Annotated in this window: 16 protein-coding genes; 7 read left to right on the top strand and 9 right to left on the bottom strand. The window is 68.9% G+C overall.

The features are described 5' to 3' along the window. Positions 1 to 29: 29 nt before the first annotated feature. Entirely contained in the window at positions 30 to 4,595 is a 4,566-nt protein-coding gene (locus EV687_RS16300; protein ID WP_130466545.1) for a YhdP family protein, read from the bottom strand. Between the two features lie 259 nt (positions 4,596 to 4,854). Between EV687_RS16300 and glnE the strand changes: the two genes are divergently transcribed. Beyond that, entirely contained in the window at positions 4,855 to 7,626 is a 2,772-nt protein-coding gene (gene glnE / locus EV687_RS16295) for a bifunctional [glutamate--ammonia ligase]-adenylyl-L-tyrosine phosphorylase/[glutamate--ammonia-ligase] adenylyltransferase (protein WP_122229104.1), read from the top strand. Positions 7,627 to 7,692: 66 nt separating this feature from the next. On the opposite strand, the gene EV687_RS16290 is transcribed toward glnE, so the two are convergent. Then, positions 7,693 to 8,526, bottom strand: coding sequence for a PaaX family transcriptional regulator (locus tag EV687_RS16290; protein ID WP_122229108.1), 834 nt, complete (start codon positions 8,524 to 8,526; stop codon positions 7,693 to 7,695). A 105-nt stretch (positions 8,527 to 8,631) separates the two neighbouring features. Here EV687_RS16290 and EV687_RS16285 point away from each other — a divergent pair, with 105 nt between their 5' ends. Next, entirely contained in the window at positions 8,632 to 9,408 is a 777-nt protein-coding gene (locus EV687_RS16285; RefSeq protein WP_122229111.1) for a crotonase/enoyl-CoA hydratase family protein, read from the top strand. 43 nt (positions 9,409 to 9,451) lie between these two features. Beyond that, positions 9,452 to 11,032 (top strand): class I adenylate-forming enzyme family protein, encoded by a 1,581-nt coding sequence (locus EV687_RS16280; protein ID WP_122229827.1) that lies wholly within the window; start codon positions 9,452 to 9,454, stop codon positions 11,030 to 11,032. Positions 11,033 to 11,088: 56 nt separating this feature from the next. Here the strand turns inward: EV687_RS16280 and EV687_RS16275 are convergent, their stop codons facing one another. Both EV687_RS16275 and EV687_RS16270 read right to left on the bottom strand, forming a co-directional pair. Continuing rightward, positions 11,089 to 12,645, bottom strand: coding sequence for a fumarate hydratase (locus EV687_RS16275; protein ID WP_122229113.1), 1,557 nt, complete (start codon positions 12,643 to 12,645; stop codon positions 11,089 to 11,091). 118 nt (positions 12,646 to 12,763) lie between these two features. Next, on the bottom strand, positions 12,764 to 13,426 hold the full coding sequence (locus tag EV687_RS16270) for an ABC transporter ATP-binding protein (protein WP_242612700.1): 663 nt from the start codon (positions 13,424 to 13,426) through the stop codon (positions 12,764 to 12,766). Positions 13,427 to 13,564: 138 nt separating this feature from the next. Here EV687_RS16270 and EV687_RS16265 point away from each other — a divergent pair, with 138 nt between their 5' ends. The 4 genes from EV687_RS16265 to EV687_RS16250 all read left to right on the top strand — a co-directional run bounded on the left by EV687_RS16265 (position 13,565) and on the right by EV687_RS16250 (position 18,354). Beyond that, complete coding sequence (locus EV687_RS16265; RefSeq protein ID WP_242612681.1) at positions 13,565 to 14,194, top strand: arylesterase; 630 nt, start codon at positions 13,565 to 13,567, stop codon at positions 14,192 to 14,194. Further along, on the top strand, positions 14,191 to 16,155 hold the full coding sequence (locus EV687_RS16260; protein ID WP_122229117.1) for a bifunctional chorismate-binding protein/class IV aminotransferase: 1,965 nt from the start codon (positions 14,191 to 14,193) through the stop codon (positions 16,153 to 16,155). The genes EV687_RS16265 and EV687_RS16260 overlap by 4 nt, the downstream gene beginning before the upstream one ends. Positions 16,156 to 16,225: 70 nt before the next feature. After that, positions 16,226 to 16,753 carry a GNAT family N-acetyltransferase gene (locus EV687_RS16255; RefSeq protein WP_122229119.1) on the top strand — a complete coding sequence of 176 codons (528 nt, stop codon included), beginning with the start codon at positions 16,226 to 16,228 and terminating at the stop codon, positions 16,751 to 16,753. Then, entirely contained in the window at positions 16,750 to 18,354 is a 1,605-nt protein-coding gene (locus tag EV687_RS16250) for an MFS transporter (protein WP_122229121.1), read from the top strand. The genes EV687_RS16255 and EV687_RS16250 overlap by 4 nt, the downstream gene beginning before the upstream one ends. Here EV687_RS16250 and alkB read toward each other — a convergent pair. The 5 genes from alkB to EV687_RS16225 form a co-directional block, all read right to left on the bottom strand. Then, on the bottom strand, positions 18,302 to 19,006 hold the full coding sequence (gene alkB, locus EV687_RS16245; RefSeq protein WP_122229831.1) for a DNA oxidative demethylase AlkB: 705 nt from the start codon (positions 19,004 to 19,006) through the stop codon (positions 18,302 to 18,304). The genes EV687_RS16250 and alkB overlap by 53 nt on opposite strands. 5 nt (positions 19,007 to 19,011) lie before the next feature. Continuing rightward, positions 19,012 to 19,887 carry an ATP-binding cassette domain-containing protein gene (locus EV687_RS16240; RefSeq protein ID WP_122229123.1) on the bottom strand — a complete coding sequence of 292 codons (876 nt, stop codon included), beginning with the start codon at positions 19,885 to 19,887 and terminating at the stop codon, positions 19,012 to 19,014. After that, positions 19,884 to 20,819 (bottom strand): ATP-binding cassette domain-containing protein, encoded by a 936-nt coding sequence (locus tag EV687_RS16235; RefSeq protein ID WP_242612680.1) that lies wholly within the window; start codon positions 20,817 to 20,819, stop codon positions 19,884 to 19,886. The genes EV687_RS16240 and EV687_RS16235 overlap by 4 nt, the downstream gene beginning before the upstream one ends. 56 nt (positions 20,820 to 20,875) lie before the next feature. After that, positions 20,876 to 21,781, bottom strand: a complete 906-nt coding sequence (locus EV687_RS16230) for an ABC transporter permease (RefSeq protein ID WP_122229127.1) — start codon at positions 21,779 to 21,781, stop codon at positions 20,876 to 20,878. A gap of 177 nt (positions 21,782 to 21,958) precedes the next feature. Then, positions 21,959 to 22,921: an ABC transporter permease gene (locus EV687_RS16225; RefSeq protein WP_122229833.1), complete on the bottom strand. Its 963-nt coding sequence runs from the start codon at positions 22,919 to 22,921 to the stop codon at positions 21,959 to 21,961. Positions 22,922 to 23,013 lie beyond the last annotated feature (92 nt).

Genomic DNA, 23,013 nt, shown 5'->3' with positions numbered 1-23,013 from the left:
TCCGGCCCCCCAAAAAAACTTCAATTCCTTCAAGGGGCCGGATCACCGCCATCGGCAGCGGGCGCAGCAGGTGCCGCCGCAGCCGCGCCGACGCGGTCAACCACCGGCTCCTGCCAGGAGCCATGGATGTGAAAGGCTCGCGTGGTGGCATCGGCCAGCGGCTTGTCCAGCAGCAACTGGGCCAGCAGCGTGCCAGCCCCGATCGCCGGGTTGATGGCCGTGGCCACCAGCGAAGCCGCCAGGGTGTTCACCTCGGGGACCACCACGACGCGGATGTCCTGCGTCTCCCGCACCAGATCGGCCGAGCCTTCGAGCGCCACGGCAGCGTTGACGCCCTGCATCTGCAGATTGCTGGTGTGCGCCTTGCCGGCGGCCATCTGCACGTCGCCCTGCACCGCATCGAAGGCGAAACCCTCGCTGAAGACATCACGAAAATCCAGCGTCAGCCGCCTCGGCAGCGCCTGCAGGCTGAGCACGCCCAGCAAACGTGCCATGCCGGCATCGGCCCGCAGGAACTGGCCCTGGCCCACATTGATGTGAAAGCGCCCATTGAGGCTGGGCAAGTCCAGCTCGACGGGCGAGCCCAGCCAGCCCAGCCGCCCCTCGAGGCTGCCCTTGCCGCCGCGCAGCAGGCCGGGCATGCCAAGGCGCGCCAATAACCGGCCGGCATCGCGCAGCTCCAGCGAAAAGTCCATGGCCATGCGCTTGCGCCCTTCGAGCAGGGTGTGCGGGCGGGAGTCTGGCTGCAGATCCTCCCAGTTGCCGCTGGCGCTCAAACGGGCCTCGGGGGTGTCGATGCTCAGGTGGTTGATGCGCCATTGCGAAGGCACGCCCGCCTCGACACGGTTCATGGCCTGCAGGGCCACCTTGCCCCAGTCGCGGCTGGCGAACAGCAGGCGATCGATTTCCAGATCGAGCGTCGGCAGGCGCTGCAGCCCGCTGCCGGCTGCCGGCGCTGCGGCATCCGGCGATGCCGCATCGGCCGCACCCAGCGATTCGGTGATTGCCTCGGGCAGTTCCAGGTACTGGAGCCGCCCGCGCACCAGGCCGGTGCGCTCCAGGTAATCCGGGTGGTATTCCAAGGCGCCGAGCATCTCCTGCGCCTGCACATTGGCATGCCAGATCGGTTGGCCATCGGGTGCCTGGTAGAGCTGCATCCGAAGCCCATGAACATTGCGCGGGCCCCATTGCAGGCGGCCGACCCGCCAATTCCAGACATCTGGAATCAGGCCCTTCCAGACGAGCTCCTGCGGGGCGGCGGCCGTTGCAGAAGCAGTGGACGCTGGCGGAGTGCCCATCGTGGTCGTACCCGTAGCCGCGGCGGCAGCAGTAGCAGTAGCAGCAGGTGAGGCAGGCACGGCAGGAGCCGCCAACAGCCGGTACCAGGCCTGCGCATCCAGCTCGGGCAGGTCCACATAGACCTGTACCCTCGGTGGCTGCGGCAGTTCGACGAACGGCGCCGCGATGAATTCGGGGTGGCGGCGCTCGTCGGCGCTGAAGTCGCCAACGAACACCTGACCCTGCTGCACCTGGCGGGGCGCCGCCGCATCGGTCGGCACGGTCAGCCGGTAGCGCGCCGCGACAAGCTCCCCCCAGTCGAGCTGCCAGAGTTCCGTCGCACCGGCCTCGGCGGGCTGGTGCTGCAGCACCAGTGGCCGCGCCGTATCGGCCGGCTTCTGCAAGGGGCTTGGCAGATGGCTGGCCATGCCGACCATGTCGCTGGAAAAGCTCAGGTAGGGACGCTGGCCCAGCAGTTGCAGATCGAGCCGGTAATCACTCTCCCCCTCCAGCGCCCGCGCCATGGTCAGCACCGGGCCGCCGCCCGTCGCCCGTTGCAGGTAGGTCTGCAGCCCGGCGGCGCTCAGACGCCCCTGCGCCTGTACGCGCGTGTGGGTGGGCTGGCCTCGCGTGCGTTCGTCCATCGCCGCGGTCAGGCGCAGTTCGCCACCCAGGGCCCGGCCCCGCAGGTCCTGCGAATCGAACCCTTTGTCGGTGAAGCGCACCAAGCCGCTCGCGCCCTGCAGCACCGGCACTTCGGGCCACCACTGCAGGTCATTGCCCTTGAGCTGCAGTTCGCCCTGCACGCGGTAGTCGCCGCCGTGGCGGCTGTCGAGCGGCAGGCCCAGCTGCAGGCGCAGCCGGGCATCACCGGTGGCCGTCAACGCATCCATCAGGTGGTCGGTCATGCGCGCCACCGGGCTGCGTGCCAGCCGTTCGAGTTGCGGCTGCAAGGGGCCATCAAGTGTGGCATCGACCTGCAGCACCGCATGCCCCAGGTCATCGATGCGGGCGCTGCTGCCGCTGGCGATGCGCAGCGCGGGCGCATCGCGCAGATGGCCCTCGCGCACGGCCAGCGCCATCCGGTTGCCCTCGAAACGCAGGGTGGCGCCAACGGCCTGCAGGTCGGGCCAGACCAGTGCGGGCGAGCCGGCGGTACCGGTGCTTTCGTGCAGCAGGTAATGCGGTGCATAGCGGTAATCGACGTCTTCGAGTTCGGCCACGATGCGAAACAGCTCGCCGCTGGCTCCGGCACGTTCCTCGTGCACGGGATCGAAGGGGAAGTGCCGCAGATCGCCGTGCACGTCGACATCGGCCTGCCGTATGCGGCCCTTTTGCACCGCCTCGCGCACGTAGCGGCGCACGTCCGCGGCAACGGTCAGCGGCAGATAGCGCGCGGCCCGCGCGCCATCGGCATCGCTGAGCGTTCCGTTCAGCTGCAGCACGCCCGGGTAGCGCGAGGCCGGCACATCCGCCACTGGCGCCGCCAGTTCGTCGTCATTCAAAGTGCGCCAATGTGCCTGGAGCTCGCCCTTGGCATCGGCATTGGCAAAACGCACCGACGGCGCTTCGACATCGAGCTGCCCGTGCGGGCCCAGCCGCCAGCGCAGCTCGGCATCGAGCGTCTGCAGCGGCAGCTCGGGTTCCTCGAACACGGTGGGCAGGCGCAGCAGGCCATCGCGCACCCGCGCGATGAAGGCGCCACCATGCGCATCGGCCTGCAGCGCACCACTCCAGCCCGCCAGACCCAGCGGCAGTGCGGGACCTTCGGCCGGGGCATCCATGCCCAGGCGCAGCGCCTCGACATGGGCCTGGACGCGCCAGTGGGGCGCCACCTCGCCCGCCCGTCCTTGCCACTCCAGCGCCAGATCCCGCAGCGTGCCCGAAGGCTGCCATCGCTGCAGCATGCGCCCCAGCAGCGCCATCGACCATGCTTGATCGGCATTGGCTTCAACAAAGTCAGGCCGCGCGGGCGGCGCGGCCTGGGCGTCCTGCGGCTCCCAGGCCAGCGCGCCAAGCACGCGGCTGAGTGCCGCCACATCGATGGTGCTGACCGCCAGCCGCATGCGTGCGGGAAGTGCTTGTGGCCATCGCGACGCGCCACGTCGGGCTCCATCGGACATGAGCGCAGACTGGCGGGGCTGGCTGGGCTGGTGGTATTGCCAGTGCACATCGCCATCCTGCCAGCTCAGCCCCTGTGCGCTGAAACGCAGGCCTTCGCTCTGCACCTCCCAGTCACTGCCCTCGGCGCTCGGGGCATGGCTGGCGCGTAAGCGGCTCTGCAGTTCATCGAGCGCCAGCGACATGGACGCTCCCGGCAGGCGCGCCTGCACGTCCCGCCCGACGACATCGGCGGTGAGCCGGCGCAGCTGGCCATCATCGAGTTCCAGCCAGGTCTGCACGCCCAGCCTGCCCTCGGGCTTCAGTTGCTGCCAGTCGATGCCCTGCAAGGGCGGCAGGGCCGCCACGACGGGAGCCAGTGCGGCCACGTCGAACTGCGGCCAGCGGATATAGACCTGCCCACTCCAGCGCGGCCAGCCTGCGGCGTCGCCCACAGCCAGCAACGGACGGCGCAGCTGCGCGCGCAGCTCCAGCGCCGCCGCGCCCGTCCATGAAGGCTGCAGACGCACCGACCACTCATGGCGCAGACTCAGCGGCTGGTAGCGCATCAGCAGCTCGATGCCATCGATGTGCCAGGCTGGCCCGGGCGCTGCCATGGTCACGCCATCCGCATCGTCGACAGCGGCATCGCCAAAGCCGGCGTGATCGGCAACCGCCGCGGGCTGCCAGGAGAGGCGCCCGCCCTCGATGAGCAGTTCGGGCTGGCGCAGCAGCCACAGCAGCATGGGCGGCAGATCGCCTGACGGCGGCTGACCCGCCTCCGGCCAGGCCACATCCTGCCCGGCCACCCGCAGGCCAGTGGGGGTCTGCCGCACCTGCAGGTGCGGATGGCGCAGCGCCAGTTGCTCCATGCTGCCGCGCCAGAGCGAGCGCGGCGAAAGGGCGAGTATGGCCTCGGGCACCTCCAGTGTGGCCTCGCCCGCGTCCAGCACCTGGAGCCCGCGCACGCGCACCGCCGGCAGCAGGCCATTGGGTAGTGCTTCGATCGAGCCGATGCGCAGCGGCGCCCCCAGCGCCGCACTGCCCCAGGCCTCCAGACGCGGCTTCCAGTCCTGCAGGTGCGGCAACACCCAGGCGTGCAGCAGCACCAGCGCCAGCAACGCCAGCGCCCAGCCTGCCAACGCCAGGCGCAGGGCCCAGCGGGTCAGGACGGTCAGGCCACGCAACCAGCGCGAGGGGTGGGAGGAAGAACTCATGAAAAACAAAATTATCAGGCATGCCAAGCCGCTTGGCCGCGCGCACCAGCATAGGCCAGCGCCAGACAAGGCCACAGCGAATCGGCGGCGTCATCGGCGTGATGGGATGTTTCCATCCCTGCCGGCGATCGACAACCATGGCCCGTACTGGACTTTGCGCACCGCTTGCGACCGGCGGAGCTGAATCGTTTTACAGTGGCAATCAAAGGGCACGCGTGTCGCGGCCTTCCCGTTCATCTCCTGCCGATTGATTCCAGCCATGTCCGCCAGTTCCGCCCCCGTCCCGGCCACTGCCCCTTTCCCTGGGCAGGAGGGACATTGCCAGGCCCCTGCCGACTACTCGCGCCTTTGCCAGCGGCTGCGCCGCCGTTATGCCGCGGAACTGCCGCTGCTGGCGCCCGGTCCGCTGGACAAGGCCGCCATGGCAAACACGCTGGCGGCGCTGTGCGATCAGCACGCGCTGGGCGCGGCGCTGCGCATCCTGCGGCAACTGGTGCTCGAACGCCTTGTCGTGCGCGATGTCGAGCAGGGCGCGAGCGTCGACGAAATCACCCGCAGCATGACCTGGCTGGCCGAACTGGCGCTGGACCGCGCCTGCACGCAGGGCCAGGCCATGCTGACCGAGAAACACGGCCAGCCGCAGGACGAACAGGGCCGGCCGGTGCAGTTCTGGATCATCGGCATGGGCAAGCTCGGGGCACGCGAGCTCAATGTCTCCAGCGACATCGACCTGATCTACGTCTATGAACGCGAAGGCGAAACCAGCGGCAATGCCCAGGGGCGCGGCCGCATCAGCTGCCAGGAATACTTCGGGCAGCTGGTACGCATCATCCAGACCCTGGTGGGCGACACCACCGAACACGGCTTCGTGTTCCGCATGGACCTGGCACTGCGCCCACATGGCAAGTCGGGGCCGGCGGCCATCGCGCTGTCCGCGCTCAACGACTACTTCTTCGTGCATGGCCGCGAATGGGAACGCTTTGCCTGGCTCAAGAGCCGCGTGGTGGCACCGGCCGCCTGCGTCGCGAGCCCCAACGTGCAGAAGCTGCGCGAAGTGGTGCTGCCCTTCGTGTTCCGCCGCTACCTGGACTATGCGGTGTTCGATGCGCTGCGCGACCTGCACCGGCAGATCCGCGAGCACGCCAGCGTGCGCTGCGCCGGCCGGCCCGAGCGCGCCAACGACGTCAAGATCTCGCGCGGCGGCATCCGCGAGATCGAATTCACCGTGCAGCTGCTGCAGGTGGTGCGCGGCGGCCAGTTCCCCGAGTTGCGCTGCCGCCCCACGCTGGAGGCGCTCGAGCGCCTGGCCCGCGCCGGCCTGATGCCGCAGCAGACCGCCGAACAACTGGCCGAGGCCTACCGATTTCTGCGTCAGGTCGAGCACCGCATCCAGTACCTGGACGACCAGCAAACCCACGTGCTGCCCACGCGAGACGACGACCTGCAATGGATCGCCTGCTCGATGGGCCATGCCGACGTGCCACACTTCCTGCGCGCACTGGACCTGCACCGCGAGCGCGTGGCGCAGGAATTCGATGCGCTGCTCGGTGGCAGCAAGGCCAAAACCTGCAGCGGCGGCCAGTGCCACAAGAACGGCGGGCGGCCCGCCTCCTTCGAACAACTGCTGCAGCAACTGCCCGCCGCCATGGCCCAGCACGTCCAGGACTGGCCGGACCTGCCGCGCTTTGCCGCGCTGCGCGACGACTCGCTCGCGCGCGTGCTGCAAATCCTGCACACCACCGGCCAGCGCCTGGCCAAGGGCGAGATCAGCCAGGACGCGGCCACGCGCTTTTGCGACTGGATGGAGTCGCTGCTCGGCCGCGACACCTATTTCGCGCTGCTGGTCGAGCGCCCCATCGTCCACACCCGCATCCTGCACATGATGGCGGCAGCGCGCTGGCCGTTGCGCTACATGCTGCGCCACCCCGGCGTGGTCGACGAGCTCGCCAGCGGCAGCGTGCTGCACGAACGCTTCGACCCGGCGACGTTCCGCACCGAGATCGGGCTGCGGCTCGAATCGCTGCAGCGCACCGGCGAAGACGACGAAGAGAACCTGATGAACCTGCTGCGCCGTGGCCACCACGCCGAGTTGTTCCGCACGCTGGCGCGCGACGTCGAGCAGCGCATCAGCGTCGAGGCCGTTGCCGACGACCTCAGCGCGCTGGCCGACACCATCCTGCAGATCACCACCGACTGGTGCTGGCAGCGCCTGCGCAAGAAGCACCGCGAGGAGCCGCAGTTCGCCATCATTGGCTATGGCAAGCTCGGCGGCAAGGAACTGGGCTACGGCAGCGACCTGGACATCGTCTTCGTGTTCGACGATGAGCATGACGACGCCCCCGAGACCTACGCCGCGCTGGTGCGCAAGCTCATCACCTGGCTGACCGCCAAGACCGCCGAGGGCGACCTCTACGAGATCGACACCGCACTGCGTCCCAACGGCAATTCGGGCCTGCTGGTCACCAGCTTCCAGGCCTATGCCAACTACCAGCAGCAACGCGGCAGCAACACCGCCTGGACCTGGGAGCACCAGGCCATGACACGGGCGCGTTTCGTGCTCGGCAGCGACCACCTTCGCGAGCGCTTCGACGAGGTGCGCAGCGCCGTCATCCAGGCGCCGCGCGACCGTGCCGCGCTGCGGCAGGAAATCCGCGCCATGCGCGAGCGCATGCGTGCCGCGCACCCCGGCCACGCCGGCCAGTTCGACGTCAAGCACAGTCCCGGCGGCATGATCGACATCGAGTTCGCCACGCAATACCTCGTGCTGGCGCATTCAGCCGAGCATCCCGAACTGGTGCGCAACGCCGGCAACATTGCGCTGCTGCAGATCGCCGAGCAGCAGGGCCTGCTGCCGGCGCCGGTCGGCCACAGCGCCGCCGACGCCTACCGGGCGCTGCGCCGCATCCAGCACATCGCCCGCCTCAACGAACAACCCGCGCGAATTCCGCTGCAGGAAGCCGAACCCCACCAGCTCGCCGGGCTGGCCCTGTGGCAGGCAGTGTTCGGATCGGACGCGGGCAACCCGGGCTGAGGGCCTGTTCACGATCTTGCCGTGACCCACGAAAAGATCGTGAACAGGTTCCAAAGGCGGCTCATGTCACCGGGCCGGGCCACGGTGGGCCCGGGTTGATGCTCCTTGCGCAGAACCCAGCCAACGGCGCCAGATGCGAATCGACATCAGCTGGTATGCGCGGGTGCGGGCATACAGCTCGGCATGCATGTCCGGTGGATGAAGTTCGGGGGGCAACAGTGGATCCATGGCCAGTTCACTGATGATGCTGCGACCGAGAAGCAGGGTCTGACGCGCCGCCTCGGCCAGAGGCAGGCCCGAGAGGATGGCTTCGCGACTGGCCTCGATGCTTTTCAGCAAGGCGGCATAGCGCCGATCACGCGCCCTGCTCTGCCACAGCTCCGCCAATGCCAGGCCTGACGGCGGCTGCCACTGGTCGACATGCAGCGCCAACGCCTTGACATGCATGCCCAACGCCAGCAACCCCAGGCGGCCTTGCGCGAAGGATTCCAGGCGATTGTCCGGCCGCAGCCACAGGCTGCCGCTCAGCCGGGCATAGCCCCCCAGCCGCATGGCCAGTTCATGCCTGCGCCAGGCCGTTTTATCGGCTCTCGGCACACCGTCGTCGTGCACGAACAACCATTCTCCAGCCCATGGCCGGAGCTGCTCCTCCCGCTGGTACCAACCCACCAGGTGTGCCAACAGGACGTTGTCCTTCAGATTGGCGCGGTATCGTGCGCGCGCCTGCACAACGACCTTGCCGCAGGCGACCAGGCGGTGCAGCGCCACCTTGACGGCATTGCCCTGAATGCCCATCAGCGCACCGGCCCGTATCAGCTGTGCCGTCGTCAGCGCACGCCCATTGGTCGCCAGCAGGTCCAGGATCAGATCCGGAGCGCGGTAGTTGGCAGCATCTTCCATGGCACCGAAGATTACACGATGGGCTCTGTTTTGCGTAATTTTGTAATCGATCCTAGTATTCCGTTTCGCAAGAAGTCCCCCGTCACGCCATCGAAAGGTGCCACCATGGATCCAGTCATCTGGCAGGTGCAAGATCAGACCTGCCTCATCACGATCAACCGGCCTGATTGCCGCAATGCCGTCGACCGGCCCACCGCCGAGGCCCTGCGCGCCTGCTACCAGCGCTTTGAGGCGGATGCCTCCCTCAGGGTGGCGGTTCTCACCGGTGCGGGAGGACACTTTTGCGCGGGGGCTGACCTGGCGGCCGTCAACAACCCCGTTCTGCGCAATGAACTGGATCCCCAGGGGCTGGGTAGCGGCCCCATGGGCCCGTCGCGGATGGCCCTCTCGAAGCCGCTGATCGCAGCCATCGAAGGCTACGCGGTGGCCGGCGGCCTGGAACTGGCGCTGCAGGCCGATCTGCGCGTGGCAGGCGAAGGCGCCGTGCTGGGGGTGTTCTGCCGGCGCTGGGGCGTGCCACTGATCGATGGCGGTACCGTGCGTCTGCCACGCATTGTCGGCATGGGGCGCGCGATGGACTTGATCCTCACCGGACGCGCGGTGCAGGCCGCGGAAGCGCTGGAAATGGGCCTGGTCAATCGCGTGGTTGCCGCCGGCAGGGCGTTGGAGACGGCGCTCGCACTGGCCACCCAGCTCGCTGCGTTTCCGCAGCAATGCATGCTGGCAGACCGGGCCTCGGCCTACGCCCAATGGGACCTGCCACTGGCGCAGGCGCTGCAAAACGAGGGCCGCCACGGCACTCCCATCGTGGAGATGGAAGGTGCCAACGGCGCACAGGCATTCGTGGATGGCGCAGGACGCCACGGACAGTTCGGCACCTGACACCCGATCAGGGCCCTTCATCATCATGACAAAGGAGACAAACATGGACACCTCTTCCCGGACCCGCCAGGCAAACCCACCAGCGCCGTTGTACGTGGACCTGATCCGCCGTGGCGCCTCGCAGCATGGCCCGCGCATCGCCGTGCAGTTCGGCAGCCAGGAACTGAGCTTCCGGCAAGTCGATGCACTCAGCAATCAGCTGGCACAGGCACTGGCTTTCGCGGGCGCCGGCCCGCACAGCAGGGTGGCCATCCTGCTCAACAATGGCATCTACAGCGTACCGGTGGACTTTGCCTGCGTGAAAGCCGGCATCAACCGGGTGCCATTGAATGCCCGCCTGTCACTGGCGGAACACGCGCGCATGCTGGCGGAAACCCAGGCCATGTTCCTGCTGTTCGGCACCGACCTGGCCGAGCGCGCCAGGGAATTGAAGGAACAAGTGCCGGCGCTGCAATGCTTCGGCCTCGGACCAGACGGCCCACAGGCGGCGTGGCCCGCAGGTGCGGCGGATCTGCTCACGCTGGCGCAGGCGCAGCCCGACACCGAGCCGGATGTGGCACACCAGCCGGGCGACGTGATACTGACGCTGTTCACCTCTGGCACCACCGGCACCCTCAAGGCGGCGCAGCACACCCAGGCGTCCTATGCCGGCATTTGCCGCAATGTGCTGCTGAACCTGTTTCCGGCCACACGCGACGACGTGATGCTGCATGCGGCCTCGCTGATCCATGCCAGCGGGGTGTTCGTGCTGCCCTGTTGGCTGCGCGGAGCGCGTACCGCAATCCTGCCGGGGTTCGATCCGCAAACCTATCTCGATTCGATCCATCACCATGGGGCCACAGCCATCAACCTGGTGCCGACCATGCTGCAGATGCTGCTGGCACAGCCCGGATCGGCCACGCCACCGGCCTCGCTGCAAAGGGTGATCTACGGGGCTTCGCCGATGCCCGATGCCGTCATCCGGAAAGCCATGGCTGCCTGGGGACAGCACCGCTTCTGGCAGTACTACGGCCAGACCGAGGCGCCGCTGTGCATCGCGGTGCTGCGACCGGAGGACCATGCGGGCGAGACGCTCGGCGCATGTGGTCAACCCTGCGTCGATGTCGAGATCCGCCTGCTGGACGACCAGGGGCAGCACGTGCCGCAGGGTGAAGCCGGCGAGATCTGCATTCGCAGCGCTTCGGCCATCGCCGGCTATTTCAATGCCGACGAACTCAATGCCCAGACCTTCTCCACCGACGGCTGGGTCCACACGCGTGACATTGGCTGCTTCGATGCCAGGGGCTTCCTCTACATCAAGGACCGCACCTCGGACATGATCATCAGCGGCGGCTACAACATCTATCCCAGCGAGGTAGAGAATGCGCTGCTGACCCATCCGGCGGTGGCCGAGGTGGCCGTGATCGGACTGCCACACGAGAAATGGGTCGAGGAAGTCGTGGCCTGCGTGGTACGCCGCAACGGCGCCGAGGTCGGCGAGAGCGAACTCGTCGCCCACGTTCAGGCCCGGCTGGCCTCGTACAAGAAACCAGGCCGGATCCTCTGGCTGGACGCCATTCCGAAAACGGCCGTGGGCAAGATCAATCGCAAGGCTCTGAGGGACCAATGGCGTGGCATGCGATAAGGCTCACCGCATGAGAACATGGGCACCACCGGCCCATGTTCATGCCCTTGGCCGGTCTACGCCTCCGTCAGCGCAATCGACTTGAACTCGCCGCTGGCAATGCGCCGGCTCCACTCGGCCGGTCCGGTGACGTGCGCGCTGGTGCCGCCGGCATCGACGGCCACCGTCACCGGCATGTCGACCACGTCGAACTCGTAGATGGCCTCCATGCCCAGATCCTCGAAGCCGACGACCTTCGCGGTCTTGATGGCCTTGGAGACCAGGTAGGCGGCGCCGCCGACGGCCATCAGGTAGGCACTTTGGTGCTGCTTGATGGACTCGATCGCCACCGGGCCGCGTTCGGCCTTGCCAACCATGGCGATCAGGCCGGTTTGCTCCAGCATCATGTCGGTGAACTTGTCCATGCGCGTGGCAGTGGTCGGGCCAGCCGGGCCGACGGCCTCGCCCGCCACGGGATCGACCGGGCCGACGTAGTAGATCACGCGGTTGGTGAAATCCACGGGGAGCTTTTCGCCCTTGGCCAGCATGTCCTGAATGCGTTTGTGCGCGGCGTCGCGGCCGGTCAGCATCTTGCCATTGAGCAGCAGCGTGTCGCCGGGCTTCCAGCTTGCCACTTCTTCCTTGGTCAGCGTGTCGAGCTGCACGCGCTTGCTCTTGTTGTAGTCGGGCGCCCAGTCGATCCTGGGCCACAGGTCCAGCGACGGCGCTTCCAGGTAGACCGGGCCTTCGCCGCGCATGACGAAGTGCGCGTGGCGCGTGGCGGCGCAGTTGGGGATCATCGCCACCGGCTTGCTGGCCGCGTGCGTGGGGTACATGGCGATCTTGACGTCCAGCACGGTGGTCAGGCCGCCCAGGCCCTGCGCGCCAATGCCCAAAGCGTTGACCTTCTCATACAGCTCCAGGCGCAGTTCCTCGACCTGGGATAGCTTCTCGCCCCTGGCGGCCTTGGCCTGCAGTTCGTACATGTCGAGGTCTTCCATCAGGCTTTGCTTGGCCAGCAGCACCGCCTTCTCGGCGGTACCGCCAATGCCGATGCCCAGCATGCCCGGCGGGCACCAGCCGGCGCCCATGGTAGGCACGGTCTTGAGCACCCAGTCGACCACCGAGTCGCTGGGGTTGAGCATGACCATCTTGGATTTGTTCTCCGAGCCGCCGCCCTTGGCGGCAACGGTGATGTCCACGGTGTTGCCGGGCACGATCTCGGTGACGATGACGGCGGGCGTGTTGTCCTTGGTGTTCTTGCGGGCAAACTGCGGATCGGCCACGACCGAGGCACGCAGCGTGTTGTCCGGATGGTTGTAGCCGCGGCGCACGCCTTCGTTGATGGCGTCTTCCAGGCTGCCGGTGAAGCCCTCCCAGCGCACCTCCATGCCCACTTTCAGGAACACGTTGACGATGCCGGTGTCCTGGCAGATCGGCCGGTGGCCGGTCGCGCTCATCTTGGAGTTGGTGAGAATCTGCGCCATCGCATCCTTGGCCGCCGGGCTTTGCTCGCGCTCATAGGCGCGCGCCAGATGCTGGATGTAGTCCGCAGGGTGGTAATAGCTGATGTACTGCAGGGCAGCCGCGATCGACTCGATCAGGTCGTCCTGACGAATGGTGGTGGTTGTCATGGCGTGGGGGTTCTGTTGTGAAGGCGGGCCCCTGCCCGGCCGTTCTGTTCATCGAAGCGCGCCGCAATTATCGCCGCTTCGCGCCGCCCCCCGAATGCGGCGACCGCAGAGTGCCTGTTCAGGCCTCGATGCTCGCCACCCGCCCGGCCTCGATGCGCACCCGCAGGTCGCAGCGCGCCGCCAGCTCCCGGTCGTGCGTGACCATGATGAGCGTGGTGCCCAGCTCCTGGTTGAGCGCCAGCATCAACGCCATCACTGCCTCGCCAGTAGCGAAATCCAGGCTGCCGGTGGGCTCGTCGGCAAACAGCACCTGCGGCCGCACGACGAAGGCGCGTGCCAGCGCCACGCGCTGCTGCTCGCCGCCCGAGAGCAGCTTGGGATAATGCTGCAGCCGCTGGCCCAGGCCGACGCGCTGCAGCATCTCGGTGGCCAGCCGCCGCGCATCGCGCTGGCCGGCCAGTTCCAGCGGCAGCATCACGTTCTCGAGCGCCGTGAGGCTGCCGAGCAACTGGAAGTTCTGGAACACGAAGCCGGTCTTGCTGGCCCGCAGGGCCGCGCGCTGGTCTTCGTCGAGCGCGAAGATGTCCTGCCCATCCAGCCGCACCGTGCCCGAACTGGGCACGTCCAGCCCGGCCAGGATCGACAGCAGCGTGCTCTTGCCCGAACCCGAGGCACCGACGATGGCCGCCGTCTGGCGCGCGGCGATGCGCAGGTTGATATCCTGCAGGATCTGCAGCGTACCGCTCGAATCCTGCACCGCCTTGCCAAGATGTTCCACCATAATCAGCGCCTCGGGCGCGGCGGCGGCAGAACCAATCGCGGCGGAATCGATCCCAGCGCCTGTGTCTTGCATCGGAGCAATCGTGTGAACAGCGTTTTCCATCGGCGTCACTTTATCGCGTCTTCACTCTCAGGGTTTTTGCTGGGGTCTTGGGCCGGCCTTGCGGCGGCGCAACCCAGCGCCCAACCAGCCCCGGCCCCGCCACCGCCGCGCCTGCTTGTGCTGGGCGACTCCATCAGCGCCGAGTACGGCCTGGCGCGCGGCCAGGGCTGGGTGACACTGCTGACGCAGCAACTGCAGGAAGCCGCCAGACCGGTCCAGGTCATCAACGCCAGCATCAGCGGCGAGACCACCGCCGGTGGCCGCACCCGCCTGCCGGCACTGCTGCGCCAGCACAGCCCGGCCTACGTGATCATCGAGTTGGGTGGCAACGACGCGCTGCGCGGCCTGGCGCTGGAGAGTACCCGCGCCAACCTGAATGCCATGGTCGATGCCGCGCAGGCTGCCGGCGCCCGGGTGCTGCTGCTGGGCATCCAGGTCCCGCCCAACTACGGGCAGCGCTACACGCAGGAATTCGCCACGCTGTTCGAGACCGTGGCGCAGCAGAAGAACACCGGCCTGGTGCCCTTCATGCTGGAGGCCGTCTCCGCGCCCGAGGACCTCGATCGCTACTTCCAGGCCGACCGCATCCACCCCAATGCGCAGGCGCAGCCGCTGCTGCTGGAGACGGTCTGGCCCGCCATCGAGGCCCTGCTGCAGCACGCATGACGCCCCCCTCTGCCCACACGCCGCCGCGCACCAGCGGCAACGCCTTGGATGTGGCGCCGTTTGCCCTGCTCGACGATGGCGCCGCCGCGGCCGGCGAGCGCCGCAGCCGCCTCTACACCGGCTGGCAGCGCAGCCTGGCCTGCCATGATGCCGCCGGCCTTCAGGATTGGCTGCAGGCCTTGCGGCAGGCGCTGCGCCAGGGCCTGCACGCCGTGCTGCTGGCCGACTACGAATGGGGACTGGGCCTGCAAGGGCTGCCCCCTGCGCCAGGGCAGTTGCGGGCCGAGCTGTTTTCCGATCTGCAGATGCAAACACGCGCACAGGTCGACGCCTGGCTGGACCGGCAGCTGCCGGCCGATGCCCAGGCCGGCCTGCTGGGCTGGCACGCCTCGCAGGACGAGGCGCAGTTTGCCGCCGACATCGCCGCCATCCACGCCGCCATCGCGCGTGGCGAGACCTACCAGGTCAACCACACCTTCAGCCTGCGCGGCCTCGCCCATGGCGCGCCGCTGGCGCTCTACCGGCGCCTGCGCCAGCGCCAGCAGGCCGAGTTCGGCGCGCTCATCCACCGGCCCGGCCAGACCGATGAAGACAGCGGCGGCCATGCGGGCGATGGCGCGTGGATTCTCTCCTTCTCCCCGGAGCTGTTCCTGCAGGTGCGGGGCGCGCACATCACCGCCCGGCCGATGAAGGGCACCGCCGCAGCCAGCGACGATGCCACCGCCACACAGGCCGCGGCAGATGCCTTGCGCAGCCAGACCAAGACCCGCGCCGAGAACGTGATGATCGTCGACCTGCTGCGCAACGACCTGGGCCGCGTGGCACTACCCGGCACGGTGCGCGTGCCCGCCCTCTTTGCGGTGCAGCGCAATGGCCCGGTGCTGGGCATGACCAGCACCGTCGAGGCCACCCTGCGGCCCGGCACCAGCCTGGCCGACGTGCTGCGCGCCACCTTCCCCTGCGGCTCCATCACCGGTGCGCCCAAACACCGCACCATGCAGCTCATCGCGCAACGCGAAGGGGCCGTCGAAGCCGGCGGACACCGACGCGGCATCTACACCGGCGCCATCGGCTGGGTGGACCTCGCCCATGGCACGGCAGCCGACGACGCCACGGACATGGATTACTGCCTGTCGGTGCCGATCCGCACGCTGTTCCTCGATGACAGCGCGGACGTTCCGGACGGCCCGGGCGGACCCCATCGCGTGCGCATGCCGGTGGGCGCCGGCATCGTCTGGGACAGCCAGGCCGCTGCCGAATGGCAGGAGTGCTGGCTCAAGGCCCGCTTCGCCACGCAGGAGATGGCCGGCTTCGAGCTGTTCGAGACCATGCGCGTGGCTGCCGACGGCAGCATCCCGCTGTGGCCGCGCCACCGTGCGCGCCTGCTTGCCAGCGCGCAGGCACTGGGCTTTGCCGCCGCCCCCGCAGGCTGGGACGCAGCGCTGCAGGACTACCAGCGCCAGCACCTGCCCACCGGCCAGGCCTGGCGTCTGCGGCTGGCACTGCGCGAGCATGGCGACTGCCATTTCAGCCACGGCGTGCTGGCGCCCCTGGCGCAGCCCGGCTCGCCCGATGATCCCGTCACCGCCGTGCTCTGCGACACCCTGTGCGGCACGACCGCCTGGCTGCGCCGTCACAAAACCACGTTGCGCAGCGATTACGATGCGGCCATGCACGCAGCCCAGGCGCGCGGCGCTTTCGACGGCCTGTTCTTCAACGAAGCCGGGCAATTGACCGAGGGCGCGCGCAGCAACGTCTTCGTGCGGCTGGGTGGCCACTGGTTCACACCTCCGCTGCAGGCGGGCCTGCTGCCCGGCGTGATGCGGGCGGTGCTGCTCGAAGACCCTGCCTGGCAGGCGCGCGAGCGCACCCTCCACCGCGAAGACCTGCTGCGCGCCAGTGACATCGTGCTGTGCAACGCGCTGCGCGGCGCGCTGCATGCGCGCCTGCTCACGCCATAGCCAATCCATCACCATCCGACCCGCGCAGGCCGCCCTGCTGCCTGTGCGGGCCATTGCTAGAGAGACATTCATGCTGGAAATCATCCTGGCCGATCTGCGCCTTCCGAACCACGCCAACGCCCTCGTCGAACTGCTCGACGCCTATGCGCGCGACCCCATGGGCGGCAGCGAGCCCCTGCCGCAGCGCACCCGTGAGCAGTTGCCGGCGGCACTGGCGGCACGCCCCGGCGCGCACGTCATCCTGGCCTTCGTCGATGGCCAGCCGGCCGGCCTGCTCAATGCCATCGAAGGCTTTTCCACCTTTGCCTGCCAGCCCATCCTGAACGTGCACGACGTGGCCGTGGCACCGGCTTTCCGCGGCCAGGGCATCTCGCGCCGGCTGTTCGAGCGGGCCGAGCAGATCGCCCGCGAAATCGGCGCATGCAAGCTGACGCTGGAGGTGCTGGAGGGCAATCGGCACGCGCAGGCGGCCTACCGGCGCTTCGGCTTTGCCCCATATGCGCTGGATCCGGCGCTCGGCAGTGCGATGTTCTGGCAAAAGCCGCTGGCTGCCGCCGCGCACCCCCTGGCCCAGGCCAAAGCCGCGGAGGCCGCATGACGGCGGGCCGGCCACAGAACACCCCCCACAGCGCCAGCACAGGCAGCACCTGGCAAGCGCTGCCCGGCAGCAGCGGCAGTGGCCGCGGGGGGAGCGCCAACGGTGACGCCAGCCGCTGGCTGGTGCTGGCCATCGTCTCGGTGGCGCTGCTCCTGATCGTCATCGACATGACGGTGCTCTACACCGCGCTGCCCATCCTCACGCATGAACTGCAGGCCAGCGCCAGCCAGAAGCTCTGGATCGTCAACATGTACCCGCTGGTGGTGGCCGGGCTGCTGCCGGGCGCGGGCACGCTGGGCGACCGCCATGGCCACCGGCGCGTCTTCCTGGCCGGTCTGCTGGTGTTCGGGCTGGCCTCGCTGTGGGCAGCCTATTCGCCCAACGCGCCATCGCTGATCGCCGCCCGCGCGGCGCTGGCCTGCGGCGCGGCACTGATGATGCCGGCCACGCTGGCCATCATCCGCCATGCCTTCGTGCATGAGCGCGAGCGTGGCATGGCCATCGGCATCTGGGCCTCGGTCGCCTCCGGCGGCGCGGCCGTCGGGCCGCTGCTGGGCGGCTTTCTGCTGGAGCATTTCTGGTGGGGTTCGGTGTTCCTCATCAACGTGCCAGTGGTGCTGCTGAGCATCCCGCTGGTGCTGGCGCTGATCGTGCCGCACCCGGGCAACGCCGCGCGCCGCTGGGACTGGCCCAGCTCGCTGCTGGCGCTGCTGGGGCTGACCGCCGCCACCTACGCCGTCAAGGCCGCCGCGCAGACGCCGGCGCAAGGGCAGCCGGCCTGGCCGGTGGTGCTGGCCATCGGTGCGCTGGGCGTGCTGCTGCTGGTCGTCTTCGTGCGGCGCCAGCGCCGCATCGCGCATCCGCTGATCGACCTGAGCCTGCTGCGCAACCGCACCTTCTGCGGCGGCGTGGTGGCCGCGGTGACCTGCTCGGTGGCGCTGATCGGCTTCCAGCTGGTGTTCAGCCAATGGCTGCAGCTGGTGCGCGAGCTCACGCCGCTGCAGGCCGGCCTGCAGATCCTGCCGCTGTCGATCGCGGCCTTCCTGGCCGGCCCGCTGGCGGGCTGGTGGATGCACCGCGTCGGCAGCCGCGTGGTGATCGGCACCGGCATGCTGGGCAGTTGCGCCGGTCTGGTGGGGGTGGTGCTGACGCACCAGGGCCTCGGTCCGGCGCTGCTGATGGCGCTGGCGGTGTTCGGCTTCGGGTTCGGCATGGCGGTGACGGGTGCCTCGAGCGCCATCATGTTCAATGCGCCGCCCGAGAAGGCCGGCATGGCCGCCTCCATGGAGGAAGTCTCCTACGAGCTGGGTGGCTCGCTGGGGATCGCCTTGCTGGGCAGCCTGATGACGGCCAGCTATGCCGCGGCGCTGCAGCTGCCGCCGTCGCTGGCGGAGCTGCCGGGCATACGCGAGAGCATCGATGCGGCGCGCCTGGCGGCCGAGCAGTTGCCGCCCGAGCTGGCGGCGTCCCTGCTGGCACTGGCCGGCCAGGCCTTCGACCATGCCATGGCGGTGGTGACCTGGGTGACGGCGGGGCTGTTGCTGCTGGTCACCGCGCTGCTGCTCTCGCCGTGGGGCCGGCGCGGCGCAGCGTCAGATTGATGCGCTCGCTGCCCAGCAGCGGGTGGGGCGGGCCGGCCAACGGCGCGATGCCATGAAAGCGCAGCCGGTCGGCGCCGCCCCAGACCACCACGTCGCCATGGAACAGCGCGACCTGGCCGGCCTTGTCCTGGCGCCGCAGGCCGCCCCACAGAAAGCGCGCCGTCATGCCCAGCGAGATCGACACGATGGGCTGGCCGAAGTCCCGTTCGTCGCGATCCTGGTGCAGCGCCATCCTGGCTCCGGGGCGATAGCGGTTGATCAGGCAGCTGTCGGGCGAGAAACCGGCAAAGCCGGCCTCGGCCGCCAGTTCGGCGGCGAAGTCGTGCAGCCAGCCCGGCATGGCGGGCCACGGCAGGCCACGGGCCGGATCGATCGGCTGGTAGCGATAGCCCCCGGGGCCCGAGGTCCAGCCCAGCGCCCCGCAGCTGCTGGTCTCGACCGACATGCGCCGCCCGCCCGGCGTCAGCAGGCTGCGCAGCGGCGCCTGCCCTGCCACCTCGGCGATGCAGGCCAGCAGCGCATCGGCACGCCCGGCGGCGCGCCCGCGCAGCAGCCAGGCCTGGCGGCCCAGCGCCAGCCGGGGCTCCAGGCCGGCGGCGGCAAAAAGATCGCCATCGCCACCGCCACCGCCACCGGCCGGTTGGCCGCTCATGGTGCTCATGGCACGGGTGGGGCGCCCGCGCCATCCCCGTCCGCGCCTTGCAGGCGGGTGCGCCGGCGCCCCTGGCCGACGCGCGGAATCGCCGCGATCAGCGCCTGCGTGTAGGCGTGGCGCGGCTGCTGGAAAATCTGCTCGGGGCTGCCCTTCTCGACCACCTGGCCCTGGTGCAGCACCAGCAGTTCATCGCACAGGTGGTTGACCACCGCCAGATCATGGCTGATCAGCAAAAAGGAGATGCCGAAGGTCTTCTGCAGATCCTGCATCAGGTCCAGCACCTGCGCCTGGATCGAGACATCGAGCGCGCTGACCGGCTCGTCAGCGACGATCAGGCGCGGGCGCGTGATGAGCGCGCGCGCAATGGCGATGCGCTGGCGCTGGCCGCCGGAGAACTCGTGCGGGAACTTCTCCAGATCAGCCGCGCGCATGCCCACCTGTTCGAGCACCTGCGCGGCGCGCTGGGACATCGCCGCAGCGTCGTGCGTGCGCAGCGCCCGCAGCGGCTCGGTGATGATGCGGCCGACGCGCTGGCGCGGATCGAGCGAACCGTAAGGATCCTGGAACACCATCTGGAAATCGGTGCGGGCGATGCGCAGCTGCTGCGGCGTCATCGCGAAGAGATCGCGGCCGAGCAATCGCACGCTGCCGCCGCTGGGCCTGTCCAGCGCCATCACCAGCCGTGCCAGCGTGGACTTGCCCGAGCCCGATTCGCCCACGATGCCAAGACTCTGGCCCGGCGCGATGCTGAAGCTGACGTCGCGCAGCGCCCGCAGCTCCGGCCGCGGGGCCAGCAAGTGCTGCCGCGGCAGGCGGTAGCTGCGGCTCAGGCCCCGCACCTCCAGCAACATGCAGCGATGGAAGTAGTGGCCACTCATGGCTGCCCCTCCACATCCACGTCCGGTCCCGGTTCCACGGCCCGGGCGCCCTGCTCGGCTTCCCAGACCGCCGCGGCGGCGGCACCCGCGGCGGCGTCCCGCTCCTGTGCCTGCTCCTCGGCGCTGGGAACGTGCGGCTCGAGCATGTGCAGGCGCGCCGCCAGCAGCTGGCGCGTGTAGGCATGCTGCGGCCGGGCGAACACCGCTTGCGTGGCGCCCCGCTCGACCACACTGCCGCGCAGCATCACGGCCACGTCGTCGCTGTACTCGGAGACCACCGCCAGATCGTGCGAAATCAGGATCATGCCCATGCGGTGCTCCTCGACCAGACCGTCGAGCAGATCGAGGATCTGCTGCTGCAGGATCACGTCCAGCGCCGTGGTCGGCTCGTCGGCGATCAGCAGATCCGGCTTGCAGGCCAATGCCATGGCGATCGTGATGCGCTGGCGCTGGCCACCGGAAAACTGGTGCGGATAGGCCGAGAGGCGCTGGGCGGCGTTGGCAATGCCCACGCGCTCGAGCAGGTGGCAGGCCTCGGCCATGGCCGCGCGCCGGCCCAGGCCCTGGTGCAGGCGCAGCGGCTCGGCCACCTGGTTGCCGATGGTGTGCACGGGGTTGAGCGCCGTCATCGGCTCCTGGAACACCATGGCCACGCGGTTGCCGCGCAGCGTCTGCATCTCGCGCTCGGGCAGCGCCAGCAGCTCGCGCCCCTGCAGAAGGATGCGGCCGCCGGCGCGCGCCCCCTCCGGCAGCAGACCCATGATGGCCAGCGCCGTCATCGACTTGCCGCTGCCGGATTCACCCACGATGCCCAGCGTGCGTCCGGCCTGCAGCGTCAGGCTGACGCCGTCGAGAATGGGCTGATCGGGTGGCAGACCCGGCAGCCGCACCTGCAGGTCCTCGACGCACAGCAGCGCGTCGGTGCCAGGCACATTCGCTCCAGTCGCGTTACTCGCGTTACTCCCATTGGATGGGATGGTCGTGGCATTCATGGCAGCCGCCCCGCCGACAGCTTCGGGTCGATCACGTCGCGCAGGCCATCGCCCAGCAGATTCAGGCCCAGCACCGACAACGCAATGGCCACACCAGGAATGACCGACAGCAGCGGCGCCTGGAACATCAGCGACTGCGCCTCCTGCAGCATGCGGCCCCAGGACGGCGCCGGATACTGCGTGCCCAGCCCCAGGTAGGAAAGCGCCGCCTCCGCCAGGATCGCGATGGCGAACTGGATGGTGGCCTGCACGATCAGGATCGGCGCCACATTGGGCAGCACATGCTCGAGCGTGATGGCCAGCGGCCCCTTGCCGCAGGCCCGCGCCGCAAGAATGAAGTCGCGCTCCCAGATCGCCTTGGCCGAGGCGCGGCTGATGCGCGCGAACACCGGGATGCTGGCAATGCCGATGGCGACGATCGAAATGCCCAGGCCCGAGCCATACGCCGCATTGAGCATGATGGCCGTGAGAATCGCCGGGAAGGCGAAGGTGAGATCCGCCACGCGCATCACCAGCTCCTCCACCCAGCCCTTGCGCGCCGCCGCCAGCAGGCCCAGCAACGTGCCCGCCAGCAGGCCGATGGCCACTGCGATGACGCCCACCAGCACCGAGCTTTGCGCCCCCACCATCAGCTGCGAGGCCATGTCGTGCCCATAGGCATCGGTGCCCAGCCAGTGCGCGCTGCTGGGTGGCGCCATGCGCAGGCGCGGGTTCTGCTCGCCCGGCGGGTGCGGCGTCCACACCAGCGAGACCAGCGCAACCAGCAGCAGCAGGCCCGTCAGCAGCAAACCCAGCGCCAGGTTGGCATGCCGGCGCGCACGGCGGCGCGGCGGCAGCGTCACGGCCGCGGAGGCCGCGGTCGTCGCAGCGGTGACCGCCGATGGCCTGGAAGACTTTTGCATCTCAGTACTCATGGCGCTGTGCGCCCTCCACATCGCACGAAACCGGGCACGACGCCAAACCAGTCACCACGGAGGAACGGGCTTTGCCAGGCCACTGTTGGCGCCATTCCTGACACGCAGCGCAGCAAAGCCAGAGAAGGGAAGAAGCGGCGCAGCCGCCCGGAGGGATGTCTCATCTCACACATCCCCCGGTTTGATGCGCGGGTCGATCAGCGCATACAGCACATCGACCAGGAAGTTCACCACGATCACCATCGCCGCCAGCAGCAGCACGCAGTTGCGCACCACCACCATGTCGCGGTTCTCGATGGACTTGAAGATCAGCTGGCCCAGCCCCGGCAGGTGAAACACGCTCTCGACCACGATGGTGCCGGCCAGCAGGTTGGCAAACTGCAGACCCGCCACCGTCACCACCGGAATCAGCGCGTTGCGCAGCACATGGCGCAGCAGCGTGGCGCGACGCGACAGGCCCTTGGCCCGTGCCGTGCGCACGTAGTCCTCGCGCAGCACGTCCAGCAACGCCGAGCGGGTGATGCGCGCCAGCATGGCCGACTGCACCACCGCCAGCGACACGGCCGGCAGCACCAGTGCCTGAAGCGCCGGCCTGAGGCCGCCGCCGGCAGCGGCACTCCAACCCGGGAAACCGCCCGCCGGCAGCCAGTGCAACTGCACCGCGAACACCAGCACCAGCAGGATGGCGAACCAGAAGTTCGGAATCGCCATGCCGATCTGCGTCAGCCCCATGGTCAGCACGTCGGCCGGGCGATTGTGGTGGGCCGCGGCAACCAGGCCCGTGCCCAGCGCGATCAGCACCGTCAGCGCCATCGCCAGCAGCGCCAGCGGAATCGTCAGCGCCAGGCTCTCGACGATCATCTCGCGCGCCGGCACGTCATAGGTGTAGCTGGTGCCCAGGTCGCCCGTGACCAGCCCGCCGAGCCAATGCAGGTAGCGCAGCGCCAGCGGCTCGTCCAGCCCGAGCTGCCGGGCCAGCGCCCGCACGGCCTGCGGCGACGCATCCGGCCCGAGCATGACCTGCGCGGCATTGCCAGGCAGCACCTCCAGCACCAGCATGACCAGCAGCGACGCCCCCAGCAACGAAGCCAGCATGGTCATGAGGCGTTTGAACAGAAAGAATCGCATGGCCGTCATTATGGTGGCCATACGGCGGTTGTGCGGCGGTTGTGCGGCGGTTGTGCGGCGGGTCTGTGGCGGACGCGTCGCCATCGGTGGCG

Origin of the sequence: Corticibacter populi, assembly GCF_004217315.1 — a bacterium.
Taxonomy (GTDB): Bacteria; Pseudomonadota; Gammaproteobacteria; order Burkholderiales; family Burkholderiaceae_C; genus Lampropedia; species Lampropedia populi.
Note: the sequence above shows the minus strand (reverse complement) of the source record. Positions and strands in the feature narration are given on the sequence as shown.

Excerpts from the sequence above, each read along its gene's own strand:
- EV687_RS16300 (WP_130466545.1), bottom strand. The coding sequence starts at position 4,595 with ATGAGTTCTTCCTCCCACCCCTCGCGCTGGTTGCGTGGCCTGACCGTC.
- glnE (WP_122229104.1), top strand. The coding sequence starts at position 4,855 with ATGTCCGCCAGTTCCGCCCCCGTCCCGGCCACTGCCCCTTTCCCTGGG.
- EV687_RS16290 (WP_122229108.1), bottom strand. The coding sequence starts at position 8,526 with ATGGAAGATGCTGCCAACTACCGCGCTCCGGATCTGATCCTGGACCTG.
- EV687_RS16285 (WP_122229111.1), top strand. The coding sequence starts at position 8,632 with ATGGATCCAGTCATCTGGCAGGTGCAAGATCAGACCTGCCTCATCACG.
- EV687_RS16280 (WP_122229827.1), top strand. The coding sequence starts at position 9,452 with ATGGACACCTCTTCCCGGACCCGCCAGGCAAACCCACCAGCGCCGTTG.
- EV687_RS16275 (WP_122229113.1), bottom strand. The coding sequence starts at position 12,645 with ATGACAACCACCACCATTCGTCAGGACGACCTGATCGAGTCGATCGCG.
- EV687_RS16270 (WP_242612700.1), bottom strand. The coding sequence starts at position 13,426 with ATGGTGGAACATCTTGGCAAGGCGGTGCAGGATTCGAGCGGTACGCTG.
- EV687_RS16260 (WP_122229117.1), top strand. The coding sequence starts at position 14,191 with ATGACGCCCCCCTCTGCCCACACGCCGCCGCGCACCAGCGGCAACGCC.
- EV687_RS16255 (WP_122229119.1), top strand. The coding sequence starts at position 16,226 with ATGCTGGAAATCATCCTGGCCGATCTGCGCCTTCCGAACCACGCCAAC.
- EV687_RS16250 (WP_122229121.1), top strand. The coding sequence starts at position 16,750 with ATGACGGCGGGCCGGCCACAGAACACCCCCCACAGCGCCAGCACAGGC.
- alkB (WP_122229831.1), bottom strand. The coding sequence starts at position 19,006 with ATGAGCGGCCAACCGGCCGGTGGCGGTGGCGGTGGCGATGGCGATCTT.
- EV687_RS16240 (WP_122229123.1), bottom strand. The coding sequence starts at position 19,887 with ATGAGTGGCCACTACTTCCATCGCTGCATGTTGCTGGAGGTGCGGGGC.
- EV687_RS16230 (WP_122229127.1), bottom strand. The coding sequence starts at position 21,781 with ATGCAAAAGTCTTCCAGGCCATCGGCGGTCACCGCTGCGACGACCGCG.
- EV687_RS16225 (WP_122229833.1), bottom strand. The coding sequence starts at position 22,921 with ATGCGATTCTTTCTGTTCAAACGCCTCATGACCATGCTGGCTTCGTTG.